Here is a 20,943-nt window from a genome sequence, read left to right on the forward strand (position 1 = left end):
TGTCTTGGACTTATCACTCTGTACGGCGGCATCGTGGTCTCACCACGAAGGAACAGGAGACCACGACATGGACCGCTGGGAACGAGGCCGCCGCGAGTACACGGCCATGATGGGATCGGCCCCCGAGCAGGCCCTGGCCGGCCTGCGCAGGCAGTCGCCGGAGCTGTTCGACGCCATCCTCGAAGGCTTCGGCGGGCCGATCGCCCGCACGGAGCTGAGCCGTACCGCGAGAGAGCTGGCGACCGTCACGATGCTCGCGGCGCTCGGCGGCGCGGAGCCGCAGCTCGCCGTGCACACCGCCGCCGCGCTGCGCAACGACGTCACCCCCGCCGAGCTGCGCGCCCTCGCCGAGCACGTGTCCCTCTACGCCGGCATGCCGCGGGCGCTCAACGCGCTGCGCGTGATCGACGAGGTGCTGGCCGCGGCCGGGACGCCCGCGCCCGCCACCCTCCAGCGGGTCCGGCTCGCCGACCACGAGACCGTCGTCGCCCGCCACGGCGAGTCGGGGCCGCCGGTCGTGCTGCTGCACGCGCTCGGGCTCGGCTGGCGCATGTGGGAGCCCGTCATGGAACAACTCGCGCGAACCAGGCAGGTGTACGCCTACGACCTGCGCGGGCACGGCGCAGCCGCCGGGGCGCCGACCTCGTTCACCATGGAGGACGCCGCCGCCGACCTGTTCGGCGTGCTCGACGCGCTCGGCCTGGAGCAGGCCCACGTGGTCGGCCTGTCGTACGGCGGCGGCATCGCGCAGACCGCCGCCGTCGCGAGGCCGGAACGGTTCGCCTCCCTGGCCCTGCTGGGCACCACCGACCATGCCTTCGAGGCGTTCGAGGGGCGGGCCAGGTCCGCCGAGGAAGAGGGCATGGCGGCCCAGATCGTGCCGTCGCTCACCCGGTGGTTCACGCCCGCCGCGCTCGCCGTCAACGGCCCCGGCGTGCGTTACGCGCGGGAGCTGGTGCTGCGCGCCGACCCGGCCGACTGGGCCGCCGCGTGGCGCGCGTTCAAGGGGGTGGACGTGCAGGGACGGCTGGCCGGGTTCGAGCCGCCGACGCTGGTGCTGGCCGGCGAGCTGGACGCCTCCTGCACGCCGGAGATCATGAAGGCGCTGGCCGGGCGCATCCCCGGCGCCACCTACCAGGAGCTTCCCGGCACCCCGCACATGATGTCGCTGGAACGGCCCGACCTGGTCGCCGCCGCGCTCGACGCGTTCCTCCCGTTCGCGTCATGAGGGCCGTCTGGTACGACCGCACCGGCCCCGCCGGCGAGGTGCTCACCGTGGGCGAGCTGCCCGATCCCGAGCCCGCCGCCGGCGAGGTGCGCGTCCGCGTACGAGCCGCCGGGGTCAACCCGGCCGACGTCAAGCGGCGCCAGGGCGCGGGCGACCGGGTGATGCGCGACCCGCGCGTGATCCCCGGCGACGACGGCGCCGGCGTGATCGACCGCGTCGGCCCCCGCGTCCCCACGTCGTGGATCGGCCGCCGGGTGTGGGTGCACTCCGCGAACCACGGCCGCCCGTTCGGCACGTCCGCCGAGTACGTGGCGGTGCCCGCCGCCCAGGCCATCGAGCTGCCCGCGAACACGTCGTTCGAGGCAGGGGCCTGCCTCGGCGTGCCGGCGCTGACGGCTCACCGCTGCCTGTTCGCCGACGGCCCGGTGGCCGGGCGGACGGTGCTGGTCACCGGGGCCGCCGGGGCCGTCGGCCACTACGCCGTCCAGCTCGCCGCGCACGGCGGCGCCACCGTGATCGCCACGGCCCGCACTCCTGAACAGCGCGCCTCGGCCCTGGACGCCGGTGCCCGCCACGTGATCGACAACCGCGCGCCCGGCGCCGCCGAGGCCGTCCTCGACCTCGTGCCCGGGGGCGTGGACCGGGTGGTGGACGTGGCCTTCGGCGCCAACCTGCCGTTCACCTCGGAGGTCATCGCCACCGGCGGCACCATCGCCACGTACGCCTCCGACGCCGTGCCGGAGCCGGCGCTGCCGTTCTACCGGCTGATGCGGAAAGGCGCGACGATCCGTACCACGTTGGTGTTCGTCATGCCGGCCCCGGCCCTGCGCGCCGCCACCGAGCACGTCACCCGCCTGCTGGAGGACGACGTCCTCACCCACCCCATCGCCGCCCGCCACCCGCTCGCCGCGGCGGCGGACGCGCACCGCGACGTCGAGGCCGGCCACGCCCCCGGCAAGGTCCTCATCCTCCCGTGACCCCGTCGCTCGCCAGCGACCTCCGGACGGCGGCGTCCACCAGCTCGTGCACCTCCTGCTCGGTGAAGATGTCGGGCAGCGTCAGCCGCTCCACGATCAGCCAGTTGAGGGCCAGGTAGAGCAGCACCACCGAGGTCGAGTCGCCGGGCAGGCCGGAGGCGGCGTGGTAGCCGATGTTGGCGTCGATGTCCTCCCGGATGCGCTTGGTCAGCACGGCCCGCAGCTCGGGGCGCCGCGTGGACTCCAGCCGGAGCTCCAGCAGCGCCAGGTATCCGGAGTTGAAGGCGGAGACCCGATCCACCAGTTCGTGCATGAGCTCGGCGTAACGGGCCTCGTCCTGCACGCCCTCCCGGCCGCGCGCGATCGTGGCCTCGTCGGGCAGCAGCCGCTCGTAGATGCGCCCGCCGACCTGGGTGAACAGGTCGTCGCGGTTGGCGAAGTAGTTGGACGCCGTGCCGGGGGGAACGGCCGCCTCCGCGTCGACGGCCCGGAAGGTCAGCCCCCGCGCCCCTTCCCTGGCCAGCACCTCGATGGCCGCGTCGATCAGCGCCTGCCGCCGCTCCGGATTCCTGCGCACTTGACACCACTCCATCCGTAGTACTACGTTCAAACCACTCCAAACAGAGTACTACATCAGGAGTTGAACGTTCATGCGAAAGCTGGTCTACTACATCGGCGTCTCACTCGACGGCTACATCGCCGGCCCGAACGCGGAGTTCGACTTCTACCCCGTGTCCGACCAGATGGCCGCCTGGATCAACGCCCGCTACCCCGAGACCCTCCCCACCCACATCCGCAAGCTCGTCGGCCTGGAGAACGCGCCCAACAAGGTCTTCGACACGCTGGTGATGGGCCGCGGCACCTACGAGCCGGCCCTCGACGTCCCCACCACCAGCCCTTACGCCCATTTGCGCCAGTACGTCGTCTCCCGCACCCTGACGATCGACGACCCGACCGTCCAGGTGGCGCCGGGCGACCCGGTCGAGCTCGTCCGGCGCCTGAAGGCCGAGGACACCGGCATGGACATCTACCTCTGCGGCGGCGGCAAACTCGCCGCCGCCCTGCTCCCGGAGATCGACGAGATCATCCTCAAGAGCTACCCGGTGGTGGCGGGCGCGGGCATCCCCATGTTCTCCGGCCCCTTCCGCCCCACCCTGTTCACCCCCACCCGGCGCGAGGCCTTCGACAACGGCGCCCAGGTCACCTGGCTCAGCAGGGCTTAAGGAGAATCCATGCACATCAGACTGCCCGCCTCGATCACCCCGTCCAAGACCGACCCGCAGTCCCGCTCCTCCCACCGGCACGAACCACCGGCCCGCGACCTCAAACCCACGGGCCGCCCCACCCTCTCCCGCCGCCCGACCGCCGCCCCACGGCGCGGCGGGTACTGAGCGGCCAGCCACCGGTCACGGGGTCAGCAGCCGGCGAGTTTGGGCGACGTATGCCGAGACTTCCTCCGCGCGGCTGTACGCCATGGGGAGGTAGATGTAAGGGCCTGCCGCCTCTCCGATCAAGGGAGACGTCGACCAGGGAAGGTCGTCAACACCCTCCTCGTCCACGTCGTCCAGGTCCGGCCACCGTCACAAGAGCCGCTCCACGAACGCGGCGATGGTCGCAGCTCATGCGGAGATGATGCCACCTAAGATCAACGAATGGATCCAGCCCGTTCACGACCGCGCTGCGACGGTCCGGCCGTCTCTCGGCGAACAACACCAGCAGGAAGTACGGCGGCCACCCCGATCCTCGACTGGCGACATCCCCTGGTCCTGGCGGTGCCGGCCGAGATCCGGGACGTCGCCCCTGCGGGAGAACGAGCGTTCCTGATCACAGCGCACCAGCTCATCGCAGCCCGCGTGCGCCCCGTCTACGCCATGAACGAAAGACAGCCCGCCTCCCGGACCCTGCGTCTGGGCCGCGGCTCATGCAGCCAGCGATTGGCCCTGCTGGAGGCGGCGGCACGCGGCCGCGGGATCCCCACGCGCGCCAGAGGGCTGCTGCTCGATGGACGTTTCTGGCATCCGCGGTTCCCGCGGCTGCGTGCGCTGATCCCCCGGCAGGTGGTGCTCGCCTGGCCGCAATTCCTCCTCGACGGAAAGTGGGTGGCCGTTTCCGAGCTTTACGGCGACCTGACCGCGCTGCGAACGGGAGGCCGATTCACCAACACCGGAAGCGTGACACTCTTCGACGCGATCGCGCACACCGCCGTGGACTGGGACGGCAGCACCTGCTCCTCCTGCGACCTCTCAGGACACGTCCTGGCCGATCTGGGCTGTTTCACCTCCCGCGACGACCTGTTCGACCAGCACGGCCAAACCCTGTGCCTGCCGGTACGGATCCCCGTAGACCTCATCATGGGCCGCCGAGCGGCTTGAGACGCCTCCCCATATCAATTCGAGGTCCCCTTGATGGGCGGCTGGGAGGCTGCGCTCGATCCGGCAGCTCGTCCTGAAAGCCGGGAATCGACCCGCGAGGAGTTCCATGCGTAAGCACGTGCGCACAATCCTGGTGAGCGCGTTGGCCGCCGCCGGGCTCATGGTGCCGGCGAACCCCGCGTCCGCCGCCACGGCCTGCACCTACCTGGGCAACCTCCCGGACCAGAACGGCGACAACTACGCCTCGATCGTGGGCGCGAGCGCCAGCGGCGAGTACGCGGTAGGCGCCAGCGAGAACAACGGCCGCTTCTTATGGCGCAACGGCCAGACCGTGGCGAAGTGGCCCACCATGGACGGCAACAAGCGCGACACCCCGCAGGACGTCAACAGCAGCGGCACCGTGATCGGCAGCCTCACCCCGTGGGGAGGGCCGTCGGAGCCGTACGTGTGGCGGCCCGGCTCGGGGTCCAAGGTGAAGCTGGCCAAGGTGTCCGGCTCCACCTACACGGAAGAGATCGCGATCAACGACAAGGGGGACATCGTCGGCCTGGCCAGCGTCAGCTCCGGGAACTCGGTGGTGGTGTGGCCGGCGTCCAACTACTCGACGTACCGCGTCGTCGGGCAGGGCCGCCCGGTGAGCATCGACAAGGACGGCCGCATCCTGCTCACGTCCAAGAAAATGTTGTACCCGGACGGCACCCTGCACGACCTGCAGACGCCGGCCGGAGTGAGCAGCTTCTCCATCACGGAGAGCGACAACAGCGGCCGGCCGGTGGGCTACGGCACGGCCACGTCGGGCGGCGAGGTCGCCATCGTGTGGAACAGCGACGGCTCGGTGCTGCACACCCGCGCGGGCGCCCGCCCGGTGGCGGCGAACACCACCGGCGACACCGTCGGCCTGGTCGAGCGCACGACCACGACCGGGTACGACGCGGGGTTCTGGGGAGCCTCCGGGGCGCCGGTGATCTTCCCGTATCCGGACCCGCTCGCCTGGCCGGGCGACATCTACCTGGGCGACAACAACATCGTCCACGCGATGTGGGTCACGGACGACTACCGGAACACGTACTGGGCTCGGTGGAGCTGCAGCTGACCCCGAACGCCCGAACGCTCGTAACGCGAAGGCCGCTTCCAACGCTCGGGAAGCGGCCTTCGGCCTTGTCCCCGAAAGCGCGCGTCATGAGCCACGCCCGCCGGCCCCGTTCCGCATAGTCGTAGGAAGGCCGAGACCCCGGCGGCGACCATCTCCCGGAGCGTTCTCGTCATGCAGGTCCGCCCGGTCCGTGAGGTTGTCGGCGGAGATGAGCAGCATCAGGTGCCCGGCCGCGCGAGCGGGGTCATCGATGATGAGGTCGCCGCGCTCGGCGATCCGGCATGCCCATCGAGGGCTTTCACGCCTGGTCGGCCACCGCAACACCACCGTTACCGAGACCGTCTACCGCAAGCAGCTCCGCCCAATGCTCCTGGAGGGTGCAGTGGCTATGGACGAACTCTTCGGCCCGATTTCTGGCGACCATCGGACAGAGAGCTAGGAGTCGGTCACGATGAGCACCATGAGGGATGAATTCGGCCAGTTCGTCGCCGCCGCAAGAAACAAGCTCGGCCTGCGCCAGGAGGACGTGGCTCAGCGCCTCGGGGTGTCCACAGGAACAATCTCCAACCTCGAGAACGGACACAGACGCCCCAAAGGAGGCCAGTGGAAGACGCTGGCCAGCATCCTGGAAGTGTCTTGGCAAGAGCTGATGGACCGCGCCATAGGCTTCACGGACCCCGTCGAGAGAGCGATCGCCTCGTCCGAGCTTGATCGCGCACAGCAGGACGCGCTGCTCATGACCTACGGCTGCTTCACGGGGCGCGACTCCTTGGAGGAAGTGACACTCCTCCGCCACCGAGATCGCCCAGAAGAGGCAGAGGACACGTAGTCACTCGGTTAGTCACCCGGCAACGCAAAAGGCCGCTTCCTATAACCGGGAAGCGGCCTTTGACCTGGGTGGAGATGAGGGGATTCGAACCCCTGACCCCTTCGATGCGAACGAAGTGCGCTACCGGACTGCGCTACATCCCCAAGGACTCGACTAGATTAGCAAACTTCCGAGAGTCCTCGCGCCACCCATCAATCCCCCACCGCCCGCTTGGGCGGTTCGGCGTACTGGTCGAAGAGGACGTCGGGATGGTGCGGGGTGAGGTCGATGACCTCGGCCTCCGCTTCGGCGGCGGCCCGCCGCTGCTCACGCTGCCGCCGCAGCCGCTCAGCACGCGCCTGGAGCGCCCGTTCGCGGCGTTCCCTGTCCACTTGTACGGCGATGCGGAGAAACGTCATGTACGCGAGCATGATGACGACGGACGGCGCGACGCCCCACCACGGGATCACCTTCACCGCGGCGGTGACGACGGAGGCCAGCACCAGCAGGGCGGTGAAGAAGAGCAGGCGCCGGCGGCGGGCGACGATGATGGCGCGGCGCCGGAGGCGGAACTGGCGGACGTCGACCTTCTCGATCTCCACCGGCGGCGCCTCGTCGTCCTCGTCGGAGTCGGGCGGGGCGAGGTTGTCGAGATCGGGGAGCTGGTGCTCGCCGGTGTAATACTCTTCGAGCTCGGCCAGCTCGGCGAGGTTGGCCTTGTCCTTGCGCAGCCACATCGGGATGAGGACGCACAGCCACATCACGACGATGGCGAAGTAGAGGAGGACGCTGCTCACGACCACCTCCGGGCAGCACGAAGACGCGGATGTGCTCGTCGCGCCTTCAATATGCTCACGTCACGCACCGTAAGACCGCGTGTCACTGATTGACGAGCATTCGGTGCGGTGTGTCGCGAGATCGTCAAACCTCTTCGACAGGAGACCCGCCGTGAGCGGCTGACTCACGCGCGCGACGCCACTGCACGAGCAGCCCGCCAGGAACATCCTCAACGGTCAGCGCGTAGCAAATGTGATCGCGCCAGGCTCCGTCGATGTGAAGTTGGCGACGCCGAATGCCTTCTTCCCTGAATCCCAGCTTCTCAACCACTCTACGGCTGGCTTGGTTCTCGGGGCGGATGTTCGCTTCCAGCCGATGCAAACCGGTGGTGAAAAAGCAGTGGTCAACGGCCATGGCGAGCGCGGTGGGGATGATGCCCTTGCCCGCCAGGGCCCCGTCGACCCAGTAGCCGACCTGGGCAGAACGGGCGGAGCCCCACACAATGGCACCCACGGTCAGCTGCCCCGCGAACCGCCCGTCGTAGGTCACCACCCACGGCAGCGCGAGTCCCTGCCGCGCCTCGCGGCGCAGGGTGCCGACCATCGAGATGTACGGCCCGAGCCCCGTCCTGAACAGCGGCGTCTCGGGATTGCTGGGCTCCCACGGGCGTAGCCAGTCGGCGTTGCGCAGCCGAGTCTCGCGCCACACCCGCACGTCGCCCAGCCGCAGCGGCCGGAGGCCTACCGGACCTTCGTTCAGGGTCACCGGCCAGCCACGAAGTCGATCCACATCTCTCATCATCCCCCTATCGGGCGCGATGTCGCCACGGATCATCGAGGGCGATCGGATCCGCCGTCAGCGCGGGTGATCGCCGCCCCGGATCTGATCGGCCGCGTGCCGCAGAATCGGAGCCAGTACGGCGACGCCGTCACGCACGCCGCCCGACGAACCGGGCAAATTAACGATCAAGGTGTTGCCCGCCTGCCCGGCCAATCCACGCGACAGTACGGAGGTCGGCACTTTTTCGCGATTTGCCAACCGGATGGCCTCCGCAATGCCCGGAATTTCGCGAGAAATTACCCTGGCCGTCATCTCCGGCGTCAAATCCATGGGCGTCAGCCCGGTCCCTCCGGTGGTGACGATCACGTCGTAATCACTGGCCACTCCGTCACGCAGCGCAGTCTCGACCGGCTCGCCGTCGGGCACCACCACCGGCCCGTCGACCACCTCGCACCCGGCGTCCTGCCGGAGCAGGTCGACGAGCAGCGGCCCCGATTTATCCTCATAAATCCCCGCCGACGCCCGGTTCGACACTGTGATCACCAACGCCCGCATCACACCCACCTCGCTCCCGTATCACGCCGGATCGCGTGTCCACCGGCCCGTCTTGCCGCCCAGCTTCTCCTCCACCCGCACGTCGGTGATCACCGCAGCCGGATCCACCGCCTTGACCATGTCGATCAGGGCCAAAGCCGCCACGGACACCGCCGTCAGCGCCTCCATCTCCACCCCGGTCCGGTCGGCCGTCTTGACCCGGCAGGTGATCCCCACGCCCCAGTCTTCGACGTCGAGGCTCACCTTCACCCCGTGCAACGCGATGGGATGGCAGAGCGGGATCAGGTCGGGTGTCCGTTTCGCACCCATGATCCCCGCGATCCGCGCCACCCCGAGCGCGTCGCCCTTGGGCACCTCGCCCGACCGCAGCAACGCCACGGTCTCGGCCGACAGCAGCACCCGCCCGGTGGCGACGGCACTGCGCGCCGAGACGTCCTTGGCCGACACGTCGACCATGCGCGCGGCGCCCGTCTCGTCGATGTGCGTCAGCTCGCTCACAGCCGGACCACCTCCACGGAAGCGCCCGCCGCCACCTCGGTCACGTCCTCGGGCACCACGATGAGCGCGTTCGCCGAGGCCAGGGCGGCGAGCTGATGAGATCCCTGCCCGTGCGCGGGCGACACGGTGCCGTCGGCCGCGAGCACCCCGCGCAGGTACGACCGCCGCCCGAACGGCGAGCGCAGCACCCCGGTGGTGACCGCGGTGACCGTCTCGGGCATCCCGCCGGGCAAACCGCGCATCTTGTCGAGCGCGGGGCGTACGAACAGCATGAACGACACGAACGACGAGACCGGATTGCCCGGCAACGCGAAGATCGGCACCTGGTCGTCCCCTAGGACCCCGAACCCCTGCGGCATCCCCGGCTGCATCGCCACCTTCTCGAAGCGCACCGTGCCCAGCGGCGACAGGGCCTCCTTGACCGGCTCGTACGCCCCCATCGACACCCCGCCGCTGGTGATGATCGCGTCGGCGCGTACGAGGTGGGTGTCGAGCCGATCGAGCAGAACGCCCGGATCGTCCCCGACGGAGCCGGCGCGGAACCCGTCGGCCCCCACCTCCCGCACGGCGGCCGTCAGAGTGTAACTGTTGGAGTCCCAGATCTGGCCGGGCTGGAGGGTGCCGCCCGGCTCCACCAGCTCCGCGCCGGTGGAGATCACGACGACCCGGGGCCGCGGCCGCGCCCAGACGCGCCGCCGCCCCACGCCCGCGATGATCCCGAGCTGGGCCGGCCCGATCACGGTGCCGGCCCTGAGCACGACCTCGCCGGCCTGCACGTCTTCGCCGGCCCGCCGGATCGCGTTGCCGGCCTCGGCGCGGCGGTCGATGCGTACGGTGACGGTGCCGCCGTCGGTCCACTCGACCGGCACCACCGCATCGGCCCCGGCCGGCAGGGGAGCGCCGGTCATGATCCGTACGGCATGCCCGGGACCCACGGCCCGCAGCTCCACCGACCCGGCCGCCACGTCGTCGATCACCGGCAGCGTCGCGGGAAGGTCTGCCAGGTCCGCGGCGCGGACCGCGTAGCCGTCCATGGCGGAGTTGTCGAACGGCGGCAACGGCACCGGCGAGGAGACGTCCTCGGCCAGCGTCGTGCCCAGAGCCTGCTCCAGCTCCAGCTCAAGGGGGGCCAGCGGACGAACAGTGGCCAGGATCTCGGCCAGATGCGCGTCAACTGATTTCATCGAGGAACTCCCGCAGCCACGGCACGAACTCCGGCGCCAGATCCTCACGATCCGCCGCGAACTTCACCACGGTCCGCAAATAGTCGAGCTTGTCGCCCGTGTCGTAGCGCCGCCCCCTGAACAGCACGCCGTGCACCGGCCCGCCCTCCTCGGAGCCGCGCGAGGCCAGCGTCCGCAGCGCGTCGGTGAGCTGGATCTCGCCGCCGCGCCCCGGCGGGGTGTTCTCCAGCACCTCGAAGACGGCCGGGTCGATCACGTAACGCCCGATGATCGCCCAGTTGGACGGCGCCTCGTCGGCCGGCGGCTTCTCCACCAGGTCCGTCACGCGGACGACGTCCTCCTCGGCGGTCGCCTCGATGGTCGCCACGCCGTACAGCGACACCTGCTCCTTGGGCACCTCCATCAGCGCGATCACGCTCCCCCCGAACGTGTCGCGCACCTCGATCATGCGGCGCAGCAGGTGGTCGCGGTGGTCGATGAGGTCGTCACCGAGCAGGCAGGCGAACGGGTGGTCGCCGACGTGGTGCTTGGCGCACAGCACCGCGTGGCCGAGCCCCTTCGGCTCGCCCTGCCGTACGTAATGCAGGGTCGCCAGCGAGGCGGGCTCGCGAACCTGGGACAGCCGGTGCTCGTCGCCCTTGGCTTCAAGGGCCTCCTCGAGCTCGAACGCCCGGTCGAAATGGTCTTCGATGGAGCGTTTGTTCTTGCCGGTGACCATGAGGACGTCGAGGAGCCCAGCGGAGGCGGCCTCCTCGACGACATACTGGATCGCGGGCTTGTCGACGATGGGCAACATCTCCTTGGGTGTCGCCTTGGTCGCCGGAAGAAACCGGGTGCCCAGACCCGCGGCGGGCACGACGGCTTTCGTCACAGGGTCGAAGTCAGCCATGAGTAGACCCTAGTGGAGGGACCTGTGGACAAGCTGAACCTGCGTCGCGAGGTGAGCGCGGCGCGTGCTTCCCTCTCCCCCGAACAACTGCGTGCAAACGCCATCAAGGTTCGCGAAACCCTGCTCGAACAACCCTGGGTCCAGATGGCCGGTCTGGTGGCCTGCTACTGGTCAGCGGGGTCGGAGCCGGAGACGCACGGGCTGGTGTTCGCTCTCTGGAAACATGGAGCCACCGTTATCCTCCCGGTGCTCCGTGAGGACAATGACCTGGATTGGGCGGTGTACGACGGGCCCGACACCCTCGCTCCCGGCCGCTTCGGGATCATGGAGCCGGTCGACACCCGCCGCGGCGTCGACGCCGTGCGCACCGCCGCCCTCGTGATCGTGCCCGCGCTGGCGGTCGACCGGCGCACGGGGGTCCGCCTGGGGCGCGGCGGCGGCTCGTACGACCGCGCTCTTGCCCGCGTCGGCCCGAACGTCCCCACCGTGGCGTTGCTGCACGACGGCGAGCTGATCGACGATGTCCCTTCGGAGCCCCATGACCGCCCGGTCCGCTTTGCGATGACCCCTTCAGGACTCACTAGGCTTATGTGAACGCAGATAACGGAGAGGAGCCAGATGACGCTTGATCTCTGGCTTCTCATCGGTGCCGCGATCGTCATCGCGGCGATCGCGTCCGTACGGCTGGCGCATCGTACCGGTCTGCCCAGCCTGCTCATCTTTCTCGGCTTCGGGCTGGCCTTGGGGCCTTCGGGGTTCGGGATCCCGTTCGAGAGCCCGCAACTCGCCCAGCAGATCGGCCTGTCCGCGCTCGCCGTGATCCTCGCCGAGGGCGGTCTGACCACCACCTGGTCCCATGTGCGGCGTTCCGTCCCGTTGGCCCTGGTGATGGCGACCGTGGGCGTGACGGTGAGCATCGTCGTGGTCGCCCTGCTCGTCCAGGGGCTGCTCGGCATCAACGGCTCCACCGCGCTGATCCTCGGCGCCGTCCTGGCCTCCACCGACGCCGCCGCCGTCTTCTCCGTGCTGCGCAGGCTACGCCTGCCGCCGCGCCTGGCGGGGGTGCTGGAGGCGGAGTCCGGCTTCAACGACGCCCCGACGGTCATCGCGGTGGTCCTGCTCAGCGGCGCGTCCCACTCGCAGGCCACGCTCGGAACGTTCCTGCTGGAGACGACCGTCGAGCTGATCATCGGCGCGGCCGTCGGGCTCGCCGTGGGCCCCACCGGCGCGTACGCCCTGCGCCGCGTCGCCCTGCCCGCCTCCGGCCTCTACCCGATCGCCGTGCTGGCGCTCACCTTCGTCTCGTACGGCGGCGCCGTCCTCCTGCACGGCTCGGGCTTCCTGGCCGTCTACCTGACGGCGCTCATCCTCGGCAACTCCCGCCTCCCGCACCGGGCCGCCACCAGGGGATTCGCGGAGGGAGCCGCGTGGCTGGCGCAGATCGGCCTGTTCGTCATGCTCGGCATGCTGGCCGACGTGCACGAGATGCCGTCGGCCATCGTCCCCGCCCTGATCACCGGCACCATCCTCGTCCTCCTGGCCCGCCCCCTCTCGGTCGTGGCCAGCTCGGCGCTCGCCTGGGCCCTGCGCCTGGGCTGGGTGAGCTGGCGCGACCAGGCGTTCCTGTCGTGGGCGGGGCTGCGCGGCGCGATCCCGATCGTCCTGGCCACCATCCCCTGGGCGTCCGGCGTCCAGGGCTCCAAGGACATCTTCAACCAGGTCTTCGTGATCGTCATCGTGTTCACCCTGCTCCAGGGGCCGACACTGCCGTTCGCGGCCCGCGTGCTCGGGGTGTCCGCCCCCGGCGAGGCCCACGACCTCTCCGTGGAGTCCGCGCCCCTGGAGGAGCTCAACGCCGATCTGCTGCAGGTCACGATCCCGCCCGGCTCCCGCCTCCACGGCGTGGAGATCTTCGAGCTCCGCCTGCCCGCCGGCGCCCAGGTCACGCTCGTCGTACGCGACGGCAAATCGTTCGTCCCCGCCTCCACCACCCGCGTCCGGGTGGACGACCAGCTCCTCGTCGTCACCACCGCCGCCTGCCGCGACCAGGTCGAACGCCGCCTGCGCGCCGTCAGCCGCAGCGGCAAGCTGGCCGGATGGTACGGAGAGCGGGGGTTGGAATAGGTGATTGACCCGATCGGTTACCATTAGCAGTCGCATCGCTCGAGTGCTAGAGCTTGTTAAAGGAGGAGCGCGTGCCGACCTATCAGTACGCCTGCAACGACTGCGGTGAGCAGCTCGAGGTCGTCCAGAAGTTCACCGACGATGCGTTGACGGTCTGCCCCAAGTGCCAGGGCAACCTGCGGAAGGTGTTCTCCGCGGTCGGCATCGTGTTCAAGGGCTCTGGCTTCTACAAGACCGACAACCGTTCGTCCTCGTCGACCTCGTCGTCCTCGACCTCTTCTTCCTCTTCGTCTTCGTCTTCGTCGAAGTCCGGGGAGAGCAAGTCGTCGGACTCGAGCTCGTCCACCACCAGCTCGGCCCCCGCCCCGGCCGCCGCGTCCAGCTGAGGTCCCGCACGGCTCCCACCACCCCGCGGAGCCGTGCCCGTACGGCGCGCCGCTGCCTTTCGCCTGGCCCGCGGCGCCCATCCGGCACGCGCGGCAAGTGCTCTGGAGCTGCTGTGACTGAACCGATGGCGGTAAGAGGCGGTCGGCGTGAGGTCCGCACGCGCCTGCAGCGCCGTCACCGGCTCCTGCCTGGCCTGCTCCTACCCGGATAGCCGGTGCGAGGCGCGCTTCTCCTGCGCCATCCGAACGCAGCGCGAAGCTTCCCAGCTCGGAGCGCCCCCGCCCCGCACCCAGCCGGACGGCCACGGTGGCGGGACTATTGCGCACTACGGGGCAGCCATGCTCGCGGGACCCCCGCCGCAAGACCGGACGACCACGCTCGCCGCAAGACCGGAGCGACCCTCGGCACCACCTCCGGTTGCGAGACCGTCGGATCCCTAAGGCCGCGTCCTCGACCTCACGGGCACCGTTCGAGCGTCAGCAGCGGCTCAGCGAACACAGGCGCAGGCGCTCCGGGATTCTCGGCCACAACCTCCTCCAGCCGCCGGAACCCGATCTCCACCTCCTCGTCACTCAGCTGCCCGAAGATCGAAAGGGTCCGTAACCGTAGCCGTTCGAGCACGTCACCGTAGGTGCCGGAGGACGGCTCGGTGACCGTACCGAAGCTGACGACGCGCCACCCGCCCGACGTGAACATGGCGATCACCTCGTGCAAAGGCTGGAACAACGCGGTGTCCGCCTCAAGGCCGCGAGGAAAGTGCTCCAGCCACCACGGCCTGGGGTGATGATCCCGGAAATTCGCCCGCAGAAGCAGCCGCCCGCCCGGCCGGAGCACCCTGCCCAGCTCGCCGACCGCCCGCACCTTGTCCTGAACGTGGTGCCAGGCCAGAAACATGAGAGCGTAGTCAGCACTCCCGGACGGCAGCGGCATGTCCTCGGCGGAACCTGCCACGTACCGCACATCAGGATGCCGCGACTCCGCCTCCGCGATCTCCCGCATCCGAACGGCCGGCTCGACCCCGACGACCGGCCCGAACGCCCGCGCCAGCGCAGGGGTGAACCTCCCGGTCCCCGACCCGACGTCCAGCCCCGCCAGCGGACGCCGCTCAGGCAACACCGCTTCGAACGCCCTGATCCACACCTGCAACTGCTGCTCGCTCAGCGCTCGGCCACGCGCGTAGTTCCGGTACTGCTCTTTGTCGTAGTCGATCCGCCTCATCACCACTCCCGGTCAGTCGAACTACTCGCAAAGCCTCCAGCCCGATATATCGAGCCGATACATCGAGACGATAGGCGGCACGAGCCCCTGCGGCAAGAGCCCATCCCGCCCTCGCCCGCTTCCGCCCAACGACCTCCATCACCTCCCAAGCCCACACCCGGCACAGCCCTCACCGCCTCCAAAGCCCACACCCAGCACAACCCTCATCAGCTCCCGAGTCCCCACCCGCACAGCCCCTTCACCAGCACCCGAGCCCCACCCGCACAGCCCCTTCACCAGCACCCGAGCCCCACCCGCACAGCCCCTTCACCAGCACCCGAGCCCCACCCGCACAGCCCCTTCACCAGCACCCGAGTCCTCACCCGCACAGCACCCCGCCGGCTCCCGAGACCAGCGGACAGCACCGCCGGCTCCCGAAACTCCGCCCCCACAGCACGCGCCAGCCGCTTGGACCTCATCCGCGTGCCACCCGCCAGCCGCCGAGACTCAGCCACCAGCCACCGGAACGACGCCCCACAAGGCGCCGGCCAACTGCCGAAACCCGCCGCAAAGCACGTGCCCGCTCCCGGAACCCGCCCACAAAGCACGCGCCTGCTCCCGGAACCAGTGCACACAGCACCCACCAGTTCCGGACCCGACCCACAAAACCCCTGACCTTCCGGACCCACCCCACAACACCCCTGGCCTGCCTGGAACCACCCACGCACCACCGGCAAGCCGCCCGGCGCTCATCGAAGCGCCTGACTCCCCCTCACCCTCATCACCCGCCGAAGCACCACTCCCTCATCAAGAAGGCCGATCGGCCGGCGCACCGAGCAGCTCCGGCGCGATCCGTTCAACAAGCCGCTCAAGCTGCGGATCCGCCCCCCAATCCGCCACCAGCCCCCGAAGCCCTTCGCAAGCACGCCCCAGCAGCCGCGCAGCCGCCTCCTCCCCCGCCTCGGTGAGGCACAACGCATCCCCGTCTTCGGACCGCCGCACCAAGTTCACCGCCACGAGCTGATCGACATAGGGCCGCCCGTACTCCCTGCTCACCTCGGCCCGCGCGGCCAGCTCCTCAGCCCGCACCCACCCTTCACCGCTCAGCCGGGCGATCACCCACACCCCTTGGGGCGCGATCCCGTCCAGCCCGGCCAACGCCCCGAGCCGGTCGTAGTAGCCGCGCCGCAGATCCGCATCGGCCAGCCGTACCAGCCCCCGCTCGACCTCGGCCAGCGACGACCGCTCGGCGGACGTGGCCCCCAGCCCTTCGCCCAGGTCCGCCGCTTTCGTCGTCTCCCTGAGCCGCGCCTGTGGAATGAACCAGCTCAGCAGGAACGCCCCGCACATCACGGGCGCCGCCACGCGGAAGACGGACGCGATCGCATCCGCGTACACATGCAGGAATCCCTGCGCCAGCCCGCGCGGCAACCGCTGGATGACAGTGGGGTCCTCCTGAACCCGCCCAGGATCGAACCCGGCCGGCAGCCGCACCCCGCGCAGCACCTCCCGCAGATCGTCGTTCAAGGTGGCCGAGAACACGGACCCCAAGGTCGCCACCCCGAAGGACCCTCCGATGGACCGGAAGAACGTGGCCCCGGAAGTGGCGACGCCGAGGTCCTTGAAGCTGACCGCGTTCTGCACCACGATGACCAGCACCTGCATGGTCATCCCCAGCCCGACCCCGAGGACCAGCAGGTAGACCCCCATCGCGAGCAGACTGCTCCCCTCCGTCAGCGTAGAGAGCAGAAACATCCCCACGGTCGCGACAGCCGTGCCGGCGATGGGCAGGAATCGATATTTGCCGGTCTTCGAGATGATCTGCCCGCTCACGATCGACAGGGTGAGCATCCCCGCCATCATCGGCAGCAGATACACCCCCGACAGCGTCGGGCTGACCCCGTGCACCACTTGCAGGAACAGCGGCAGGTACGTGAGCGCCCCGAACATCCCGAACCCCACCACGAACCCGACCACCGACGACATCGCGAACGCCCGCACCCGGAACAGCCCGAGCGGCAGCACCGGCTCCTTCGCCCGCCGCGCCACGAGCACCCACCCGGCCAGCAGGACCGCCGCCGCCCCCGCCAAGCCCAGAATGACCGGATCCGTCCATCTGTACGTCGTGCCGCCCCACGTCGCCATCAGCACCAGACAGGAGGTCGCCGCTCCGAGCAGCACCACGCCCGCGTAGTCGATGGTGTGCTTGGTACGCGTGTCGTCCCCCGGCAGCACCGCCACGATGACGAACAGCGCCACCGCCCCCAGCGGCAGGTTGACGTAGAACACCCAGTGCCACGACAGGTGATCGACGAACAGCCCGCCGAGCAGCGGCCCCACGATGCTGGAAACCGCGAAGACCGCCCCGAAGAAGCCCTGGTACCTCCCCCTCTCCCGCGCCGAGACGACATCGCCCACGATCGCCTGCGCCAGCACCATCAGCCCGCCCCCGCCCAGCCCCTGAACGGCCCGGAAGGCGATGAGCTGGCCCATGTTCTGGCTCAGCCCGCACAGCGCCGAACCGGCCAGGAAGATGCAGATGGCCCCGATGAACAGCTTCTTGCGCCCGTACTGGTCGCCGAGCTTGCCCCAGAGCGGCGTGGAGACGGTCGAGGCCAGCAGGTAACCGGTCACGACCCACGACAGCCGCTCCAGCCCACCGAGGTCGCTCACGATCGTCGGCAGCGCCGTGGACACGATCGTCTGATCGAGCGCCGCGAGCAGCATGCCGAGCATGAGCGCGAGGATGATGAGCCCGAGGCCCTGTTGCCGCATGCGGCGATCCTACTCTTCGTACTGGTGTGCCTACTCCGCGCGACCGACTATCCACAGCCGCCCACCGGCCGACCCCGCTGTCCACAGCTCACCGGGCGCCAGCCGCGGTTATCCACAGAACGCCGTTCGTGTCCGCCTCACCCACCACCGCTCCGGATACTCTCTGCGCCATGGTCACTCGCGCAGATATCGGTGTCATCGGCGGTTCCGGCTTTTACTCCCTGCTCGACGACGCGGAGGAGATCGAGCTCGCCACACCCTACGGCCCCCCGAGCGATGTCGTCACCGTCGGGCGCATCGGCTCCCGCTCGGTGGCGTTCATCCCCAGACACGGCCGAGATCACCGTTTCCCCCCGCACCGCATCCCCTATCGTGCCAACCTTTGGGCACTGCGTTCGCTCGGCGTCCGCCAGGTGCTCGCGCCGAGCGCCGTAGGTTCGCTCAGAGCCGAGTACGGCCCCGGCGCCATCGTCGTCCCCGACCAGCTCGTTGACCGCACCTCTGGCCGCACTCAGACGTATTACGACATCGACGGCGCGGTCCACGTCTCCTTCGCCGACCCCTATTGCCCGGCGGGCCGCTCGACGGCCGTGGCGTCGGCCCGCGCGGGCGGCTGGGAGACGGTCGACGGCGGCACCTTGGTGGTCATCGAGGGCCCGCGCTTCTCGACCCGCGCGGAGTCGCAGTGGTTCGCGGGCAACGGCTGGTCGATCGTGGGCATGACCGGCTTCCCCGAGGCGATCCTGGCCCGCGAGCTGGCCTTGTGTTACACGTCCATCTCCCTCGTGACCGACCACGACGCCGGAGTGGAGGCCGGCCAGGGCGTGACGCACGACGAGGTCCTCGAGTTCTTCGCGCAAAACGTCACCCGCATGCGCACTCTGGTCGCGGAGACCGTTCAGTCCCTGCCGGAGGAGCGCACCTGCCCCTGCGGGTCGGCTCTCGACGGCATCAAGCTCCCCTTCGAGCTGCCGTGATCCAGTCCTGGCTGTCGCGCCACGGCCGTCGCCGCCGCCTCGTAGCGGCGGCGCTCGCCGCCGTCTCCGTCGTCGCGGCCTTCGCCGCCACCCGCCCCGCCGGCTCCGCCCCCACGGTCCTGGTGGCCTCCCGCGACCTCTCCCCCGGCCCGCTCAACGCCGCCGACTTCCACCCGGCCGCCCTCGTCCCTCCACCCACAGGAGCCATACGTACGATCCCAGCAGGCCAGACCCTGGCCACCCCGATGCGCAAGGGCGAGCCTCTCACCGACGTCCGCCTGCTCGCCTCCTACCGCCTCCCGCCGGGCCTGGTCGCCACCCCGGTCCGCATAGCCGACGCCGCCGCGGCGGCCTTGATCTCCCCCGGCTCGACGATCACCCTCCTGGCCGCCTACGACGCGAGCACCCCCGCCCGCCGGCTCGCCGAGGACACCACGGTCCTGTCCATCCCGAAGCCCACCACCACAGACGACGACGCCGGCACGCTGATCGTTCTGGCCACAACACCGACCCAAGCAGCCGACCTGGCCACCGCCCAGGCTCACGCCCGCCTGTCACTCACCATCAAACCTAACTTACGGTAATCGTTCGACTACGATCCATTCCCATGAACGGATTCAAGAAGTTCCTCATGCAGGGGAACGTCATCGACCTGGCCGTGGCAGTCGTCATCGGGGCCGCCTTCAACTCGATCGTGCAGTCATTCGTGGCCGACCTGCTCACACCACTCGTCTCCGCCTTCGGCGGCCTGCCCGACTTCTCCTCTCTCAAGGTGACGGTCGGCCGGTCCAACTTCATGTACGGCAACTTCATCAACGCGGTCGTATCGTTCCTGCTGGTCGCAGGCGTGATCTACTTCCTGGTGGTGAAGCCGTACACCCACCTCAAGGAGCGCGGTGCCGCCAAGATCGAGTCGAAGACCCGCGACTGCCCAGAGTGCCTGTCGGAGATCCCCAAGCCCGCCTCCCGCTGCGCCTACTGCAGCGCCCAGGTGGCTCCGGCCGCCTGAGCCCGACGGCTCAGAGCAGCTTGTCGATCTTGGGATCGTACTCCCAGTGCCACGGCTCGAACGGGCTGCTGTAGGCCCAGGAGGGGTGGAACCACCCGTACCGCTTGGAGTTCTTCTCCATCCACACGAACTCCGCGGACCCGGACCTCTCCACCCCACCGCACAGGTCCACAGCCAGCCCGAGCCCGTGGTTGCTCCGCCCCGGCACAGCGGCGAACCCAGGCCGCCGATAGTAGACCGACTGCTGCTCGGCCAGGCTCCGATAGGCGTCGGTCACGCACATGGGCTTCCCGAACCGCTGCCGATAGGCCTCGTTCAGGCTGACGAACGCGATCGTGGCATCCGCCCTGAGACTGAACCCCTTCTGCTGCAACGGACACAGCATGGCCTTCGGAATCAGCCCGTTGGGATACTGATCCGCGGTGGCCGCCCGGAGCGGATTGCACCCGAGCGCCGCCCGCCCCACCTTGTCGACCTTGATCCCCAGCTTGACCAGCGCCGCCGTCAGAGACTTCACGATCTTGTCCGACCGCTGCCGCAGGGTGTCGACCTCAGCGGCCAGCTGCGCCTCGGCCAGCAGATTCCCCGCCCGCAGTTCCTGCGCCTCGCCCGCCAGCCGCTCGGTCTCCTTGTACAAGGCGCTCGTCTGCTCGACGGCCTGCTGCCGCACCGCCACGATCTGGTTGGCGTCCATCAGCGCCCGCAACGTCTTCTCATCCGCACTACCGGACAGGAACGGCACGATGCCGCCGGCGATGAACGGCTGCTGGTACAGCAGCTCCGCCATCTGCGAGACAGGCTGCCGCATCACGGCCAGCCGCCGCTCCAGCTCCTGCAGCGTGGTCAGCTTGCTCTTGAGCTCCTTCTCGGACGCCGCGATCTCGGCCCGCCGCTTCTCCAGCGCCTTGGTGGCGTCCTCGAGCTCCTTGGCCGACCGCTCGGCCTCTTTCCGCAGCTCGGTCAGATTGCCCGGATCCTTCCGCACAGCTTCCTGCTGCGCGCGCTGGACCCGCACCTCAGCCTGCGCCGGAACGCCCCCCAAGGGCACGAGAAGAGAAGCCACCGCCATGACAACCGCGATCAGACCCGCTGATCGAGGGGCTGGCACGTCCGACTCCTCCGTTTGCAATCTCGTTACCCTGGTCAGGCACGCACGTTACTACAGCCCCCCGAGTGCCCGGACCGAACTCCGAAGAGCTGTTACGAGACAAATAGCCCACTTTGCCCACCGAACCACGCCCCGCCCCCTCACGACGCCCCCGGCGCACTCAGCTCCTCACATTCGTGTACGCCCTCAAGCCCCCACCGGTTCA

The 20,943-nt window shown here is 69.5% G+C and carries 23 protein-coding genes and 1 tRNA gene; 13 read left to right on the forward strand and 11 right to left on the reverse strand.

Annotated features, from left to right (window positions below):
* The first annotated feature begins 67 nt into the window (after window positions 1-67).
* Entirely contained in the window at window positions 68-1,228 is a 1,161-nt protein-coding gene (locus KIS93_RS27300; RefSeq protein ID WP_080044999.1) for an alpha/beta hydrolase, read from the forward strand.
* Window positions 1,225-2,205, forward strand: a complete 981-nt coding sequence (locus KIS93_RS27305) for an NADPH:quinone reductase (protein ID WP_080044998.1) — start codon at window positions 1,225-1,227, stop codon at window positions 2,203-2,205. The genes KIS93_RS27300 and KIS93_RS27305 overlap by 4 nt, the downstream gene beginning before the upstream one ends.
* On the opposite strand, the gene KIS93_RS27310 is transcribed toward KIS93_RS27305, so the two are convergent.
* Window positions 2,192-2,782: a TetR/AcrR family transcriptional regulator gene (locus KIS93_RS27310; protein ID WP_222107636.1), complete on the reverse strand. Its 591-nt coding sequence runs from the start codon at window positions 2,780-2,782 to the stop codon at window positions 2,192-2,194. The two genes, KIS93_RS27305 and KIS93_RS27310, sit on opposite strands and share 14 nt — an antisense overlap.
* A gap of 73 nt (window positions 2,783-2,855) precedes the next feature.
* Here KIS93_RS27310 and KIS93_RS27315 point away from each other — a divergent pair, with 73 nt between their 5' ends.
* The 5 genes from KIS93_RS27315 to KIS93_RS27335 all read left to right on the forward strand — a co-directional run bounded on the left by KIS93_RS27315 (window position 2,856) and on the right by KIS93_RS27335 (window position 6,499).
* The gene (locus tag KIS93_RS27315; RefSeq protein ID WP_080044996.1) at window positions 2,856-3,428 is read left to right on the forward strand and encodes a dihydrofolate reductase family protein; all 573 of its coding nucleotides are present in this window, start codon (window positions 2,856-2,858) and stop codon (window positions 3,426-3,428) included.
* Between the two features lie 9 nt (window positions 3,429-3,437).
* Complete coding sequence (locus KIS93_RS27320; protein WP_186404465.1) at window positions 3,438-3,596, forward strand: hypothetical protein; 159 nt, start codon at window positions 3,438-3,440, stop codon at window positions 3,594-3,596.
* A gap of 381 nt (window positions 3,597-3,977) precedes the next feature.
* Window positions 3,978-4,577 (forward strand): transglutaminase domain-containing protein, encoded by a 600-nt coding sequence (locus KIS93_RS27325; protein WP_222107637.1) that lies wholly within the window; start codon window positions 3,978-3,980, stop codon window positions 4,575-4,577.
* A gap of 106 nt (window positions 4,578-4,683) precedes the next feature.
* Window positions 4,684-5,670, forward strand: coding sequence for a hypothetical protein (locus tag KIS93_RS27330; protein WP_080044994.1), 987 nt, complete (start codon window positions 4,684-4,686; stop codon window positions 5,668-5,670).
* Between the two features lie 460 nt (window positions 5,671-6,130).
* Window positions 6,131-6,499 (forward strand): helix-turn-helix transcriptional regulator, encoded by a 369-nt coding sequence (locus tag KIS93_RS27335; protein ID WP_186404466.1) that lies wholly within the window; start codon window positions 6,131-6,133, stop codon window positions 6,497-6,499.
* Between the two features lie 69 nt (window positions 6,500-6,568).
* On the opposite strand, the gene KIS93_RS27340 is transcribed toward KIS93_RS27335, so the two are convergent.
* The 7 genes from KIS93_RS27340 to galU all read right to left on the reverse strand — a co-directional run bounded on the left by KIS93_RS27340 (window position 6,569) and on the right by galU (window position 11,161).
* A tRNA-Ala gene (locus KIS93_RS27340) sits at window positions 6,569-6,642 on the reverse strand.
* Between the two features lie 48 nt (window positions 6,643-6,690).
* Entirely contained in the window at window positions 6,691-7,275 is a 585-nt protein-coding gene (gene sepX / locus KIS93_RS27345) for a divisome protein SepX/GlpR (RefSeq protein WP_155129037.1), read from the reverse strand.
* Window positions 7,276-7,399: 124 nt separating this feature from the next.
* Window positions 7,400-8,053: a GNAT family N-acetyltransferase gene (locus KIS93_RS27350; RefSeq protein WP_186404701.1), complete on the reverse strand. Its 654-nt coding sequence runs from the start codon at window positions 8,051-8,053 to the stop codon at window positions 7,400-7,402.
* 57 nt (window positions 8,054-8,110) lie between these two features.
* Window positions 8,111-8,590, reverse strand: coding sequence for a MogA/MoaB family molybdenum cofactor biosynthesis protein (locus KIS93_RS27355; RefSeq protein WP_080047467.1), 480 nt, complete (start codon window positions 8,588-8,590; stop codon window positions 8,111-8,113).
* A gap of 21 nt (window positions 8,591-8,611) precedes the next feature.
* A complete protein-coding gene (gene moaC, locus KIS93_RS27360) occupies window positions 8,612-9,088 on the reverse strand; it encodes a cyclic pyranopterin monophosphate synthase MoaC (protein ID WP_080044991.1) in 477 nt (158 codons plus the stop codon).
* A complete protein-coding gene (gene glp / locus KIS93_RS27365) occupies window positions 9,085-10,272 on the reverse strand; it encodes a molybdotransferase-like divisome protein Glp (RefSeq protein ID WP_080044990.1) in 1,188 nt (395 codons plus the stop codon). The genes moaC and glp overlap by 4 nt, the downstream gene beginning before the upstream one ends.
* Window positions 10,259-11,161, reverse strand: coding sequence for a UTP--glucose-1-phosphate uridylyltransferase GalU (gene galU, locus KIS93_RS27370; protein ID WP_080044989.1), 903 nt, complete (start codon window positions 11,159-11,161; stop codon window positions 10,259-10,261). The genes glp and galU overlap by 14 nt, the downstream gene beginning before the upstream one ends.
* A 24-nt stretch (window positions 11,162-11,185) precedes the next feature.
* Between galU and KIS93_RS27375 the strand changes: the two genes are divergently transcribed.
* The 3 genes from KIS93_RS27375 to KIS93_RS27385 all read left to right on the forward strand — a co-directional run bounded on the left by KIS93_RS27375 (window position 11,186) and on the right by KIS93_RS27385 (window position 13,671).
* On the forward strand, window positions 11,186-11,755 hold the full coding sequence (locus KIS93_RS27375) for a 5-formyltetrahydrofolate cyclo-ligase (RefSeq protein WP_186404467.1): 570 nt from the start codon (window positions 11,186-11,188) through the stop codon (window positions 11,753-11,755).
* Window positions 11,756-11,779: 24 nt separating this feature from the next.
* A complete protein-coding gene (locus KIS93_RS27380) occupies window positions 11,780-13,285 on the forward strand; it encodes a potassium/proton antiporter (RefSeq protein ID WP_080044987.1) in 1,506 nt (501 codons plus the stop codon).
* Between the two features lie 71 nt (window positions 13,286-13,356).
* Window positions 13,357-13,671, forward strand: a complete 315-nt coding sequence (locus tag KIS93_RS27385; protein ID WP_080044986.1) for an FmdB family zinc ribbon protein — start codon at window positions 13,357-13,359, stop codon at window positions 13,669-13,671.
* 457 nt (window positions 13,672-14,128) lie between these two features.
* Here KIS93_RS27385 and KIS93_RS27390 read toward each other — a convergent pair whose 3' ends face one another.
* Window positions 14,129-14,890, reverse strand: a complete 762-nt coding sequence (locus KIS93_RS27390) for a class I SAM-dependent methyltransferase (RefSeq protein WP_080047466.1) — start codon at window positions 14,888-14,890, stop codon at window positions 14,129-14,131.
* A gap of 786 nt (window positions 14,891-15,676) precedes the next feature.
* On the reverse strand, window positions 15,677-17,644 hold the full coding sequence (locus KIS93_RS27395) for an MDR family MFS transporter (protein WP_080044985.1): 1,968 nt from the start codon (window positions 17,642-17,644) through the stop codon (window positions 15,677-15,679).
* A gap of 170 nt (window positions 17,645-17,814) precedes the next feature.
* Here KIS93_RS27395 and KIS93_RS27400 point away from each other — a divergent pair, with 170 nt between their 5' ends.
* Genes KIS93_RS27400 through mscL form a run of 3 tightly spaced genes read left to right on the forward strand, consistent with a single transcriptional unit; the run spans window position 17,815 to window position 19,630 of the window.
* On the forward strand, window positions 17,815-18,621 hold the full coding sequence (locus KIS93_RS27400; protein ID WP_080044984.1) for an S-methyl-5'-thioadenosine phosphorylase: 807 nt from the start codon (window positions 17,815-17,817) through the stop codon (window positions 18,619-18,621).
* The gene (locus KIS93_RS27405) at window positions 18,618-19,205 is read left to right on the forward strand and encodes a CpaB family protein (protein WP_080044983.1); all 588 of its coding nucleotides are present in this window, start codon (window positions 18,618-18,620) and stop codon (window positions 19,203-19,205) included. The genes KIS93_RS27400 and KIS93_RS27405 overlap by 4 nt, the downstream gene beginning before the upstream one ends.
* A gap of 23 nt (window positions 19,206-19,228) precedes the next feature.
* Window positions 19,229-19,630, forward strand: a complete 402-nt coding sequence (gene mscL / locus KIS93_RS27410; RefSeq protein WP_080044982.1) for a large conductance mechanosensitive channel protein MscL — start codon at window positions 19,229-19,231, stop codon at window positions 19,628-19,630.
* 10 nt (window positions 19,631-19,640) lie between these two features.
* On the opposite strand, the gene KIS93_RS27415 is transcribed toward mscL, so the two are convergent.
* Entirely contained in the window at window positions 19,641-20,699 is a 1,059-nt protein-coding gene (locus KIS93_RS27415) for a D-alanyl-D-alanine carboxypeptidase family protein (RefSeq protein ID WP_080044981.1), read from the reverse strand.
* Window positions 20,700-20,943 lie beyond the last annotated feature (244 nt).

Source organism: [Actinomadura] parvosata subsp. kistnae (assembly GCF_900323885.1).
GTDB classification, from domain to species: Bacteria; Actinomycetota; Actinomycetes; order Streptosporangiales; family Streptosporangiaceae; genus Nonomuraea; species Nonomuraea composti.

What these genes read in the sequence shown, in the direction of transcription:
- KIS93_RS27300 (WP_080044999.1), top strand. Translation starts at nt 68, where the DNA reads ATGGACCGCTGGGAACGAGGCCGCCGCGAGTACACGGCCATGATGGGA.
- KIS93_RS27305 (WP_080044998.1), top strand. Translation starts at nt 1,225, where the DNA reads ATGAGGGCCGTCTGGTACGACCGCACCGGCCCCGCCGGCGAGGTGCTC.
- KIS93_RS27315 (WP_080044996.1), top strand. Translation starts at nt 2,856, where the DNA reads ATGCGAAAGCTGGTCTACTACATCGGCGTCTCACTCGACGGCTACATC.
- KIS93_RS27320 (WP_186404465.1), top strand. Translation starts at nt 3,438, where the DNA reads ATGCACATCAGACTGCCCGCCTCGATCACCCCGTCCAAGACCGACCCG.
- KIS93_RS27330 (WP_080044994.1), top strand. Translation starts at nt 4,684, where the DNA reads ATGCGTAAGCACGTGCGCACAATCCTGGTGAGCGCGTTGGCCGCCGCC.
- KIS93_RS27335 (WP_186404466.1), top strand. Translation starts at nt 6,131, where the DNA reads ATGAGGGATGAATTCGGCCAGTTCGTCGCCGCCGCAAGAAACAAGCTC.
- KIS93_RS27350 (WP_186404701.1), bottom strand. Translation starts at nt 8,053, where the DNA reads ATGAGAGATGTGGATCGACTTCGTGGCTGGCCGGTGACCCTGAACGAA.
- KIS93_RS27355 (WP_080047467.1), bottom strand. Translation starts at nt 8,590, where the DNA reads ATGCGGGCGTTGGTGATCACAGTGTCGAACCGGGCGTCGGCGGGGATT.
- glp (WP_080044990.1), bottom strand. Translation starts at nt 10,272, where the DNA reads ATGAAATCAGTTGACGCGCATCTGGCCGAGATCCTGGCCACTGTTCGT.
- galU (WP_080044989.1), bottom strand. Translation starts at nt 11,161, where the DNA reads ATGGCTGACTTCGACCCTGTGACGAAAGCCGTCGTGCCCGCCGCGGGT.
- KIS93_RS27380 (WP_080044987.1), top strand. Translation starts at nt 11,780, where the DNA reads ATGACGCTTGATCTCTGGCTTCTCATCGGTGCCGCGATCGTCATCGCG.
- KIS93_RS27390 (WP_080047466.1), bottom strand. Translation starts at nt 14,890, where the DNA reads ATGAGGCGGATCGACTACGACAAAGAGCAGTACCGGAACTACGCGCGT.
- KIS93_RS27395 (WP_080044985.1), bottom strand. Translation starts at nt 17,644, where the DNA reads ATGCGGCAACAGGGCCTCGGGCTCATCATCCTCGCGCTCATGCTCGGC.
- KIS93_RS27400 (WP_080044984.1), top strand. Translation starts at nt 17,815, where the DNA reads ATGGTCACTCGCGCAGATATCGGTGTCATCGGCGGTTCCGGCTTTTAC.
- mscL (WP_080044982.1), top strand. Translation starts at nt 19,229, where the DNA reads ATGAACGGATTCAAGAAGTTCCTCATGCAGGGGAACGTCATCGACCTG.
- KIS93_RS27415 (WP_080044981.1), bottom strand. Translation starts at nt 20,699, where the DNA reads ATGGCGGTGGCTTCTCTTCTCGTGCCCTTGGGGGGCGTTCCGGCGCAG.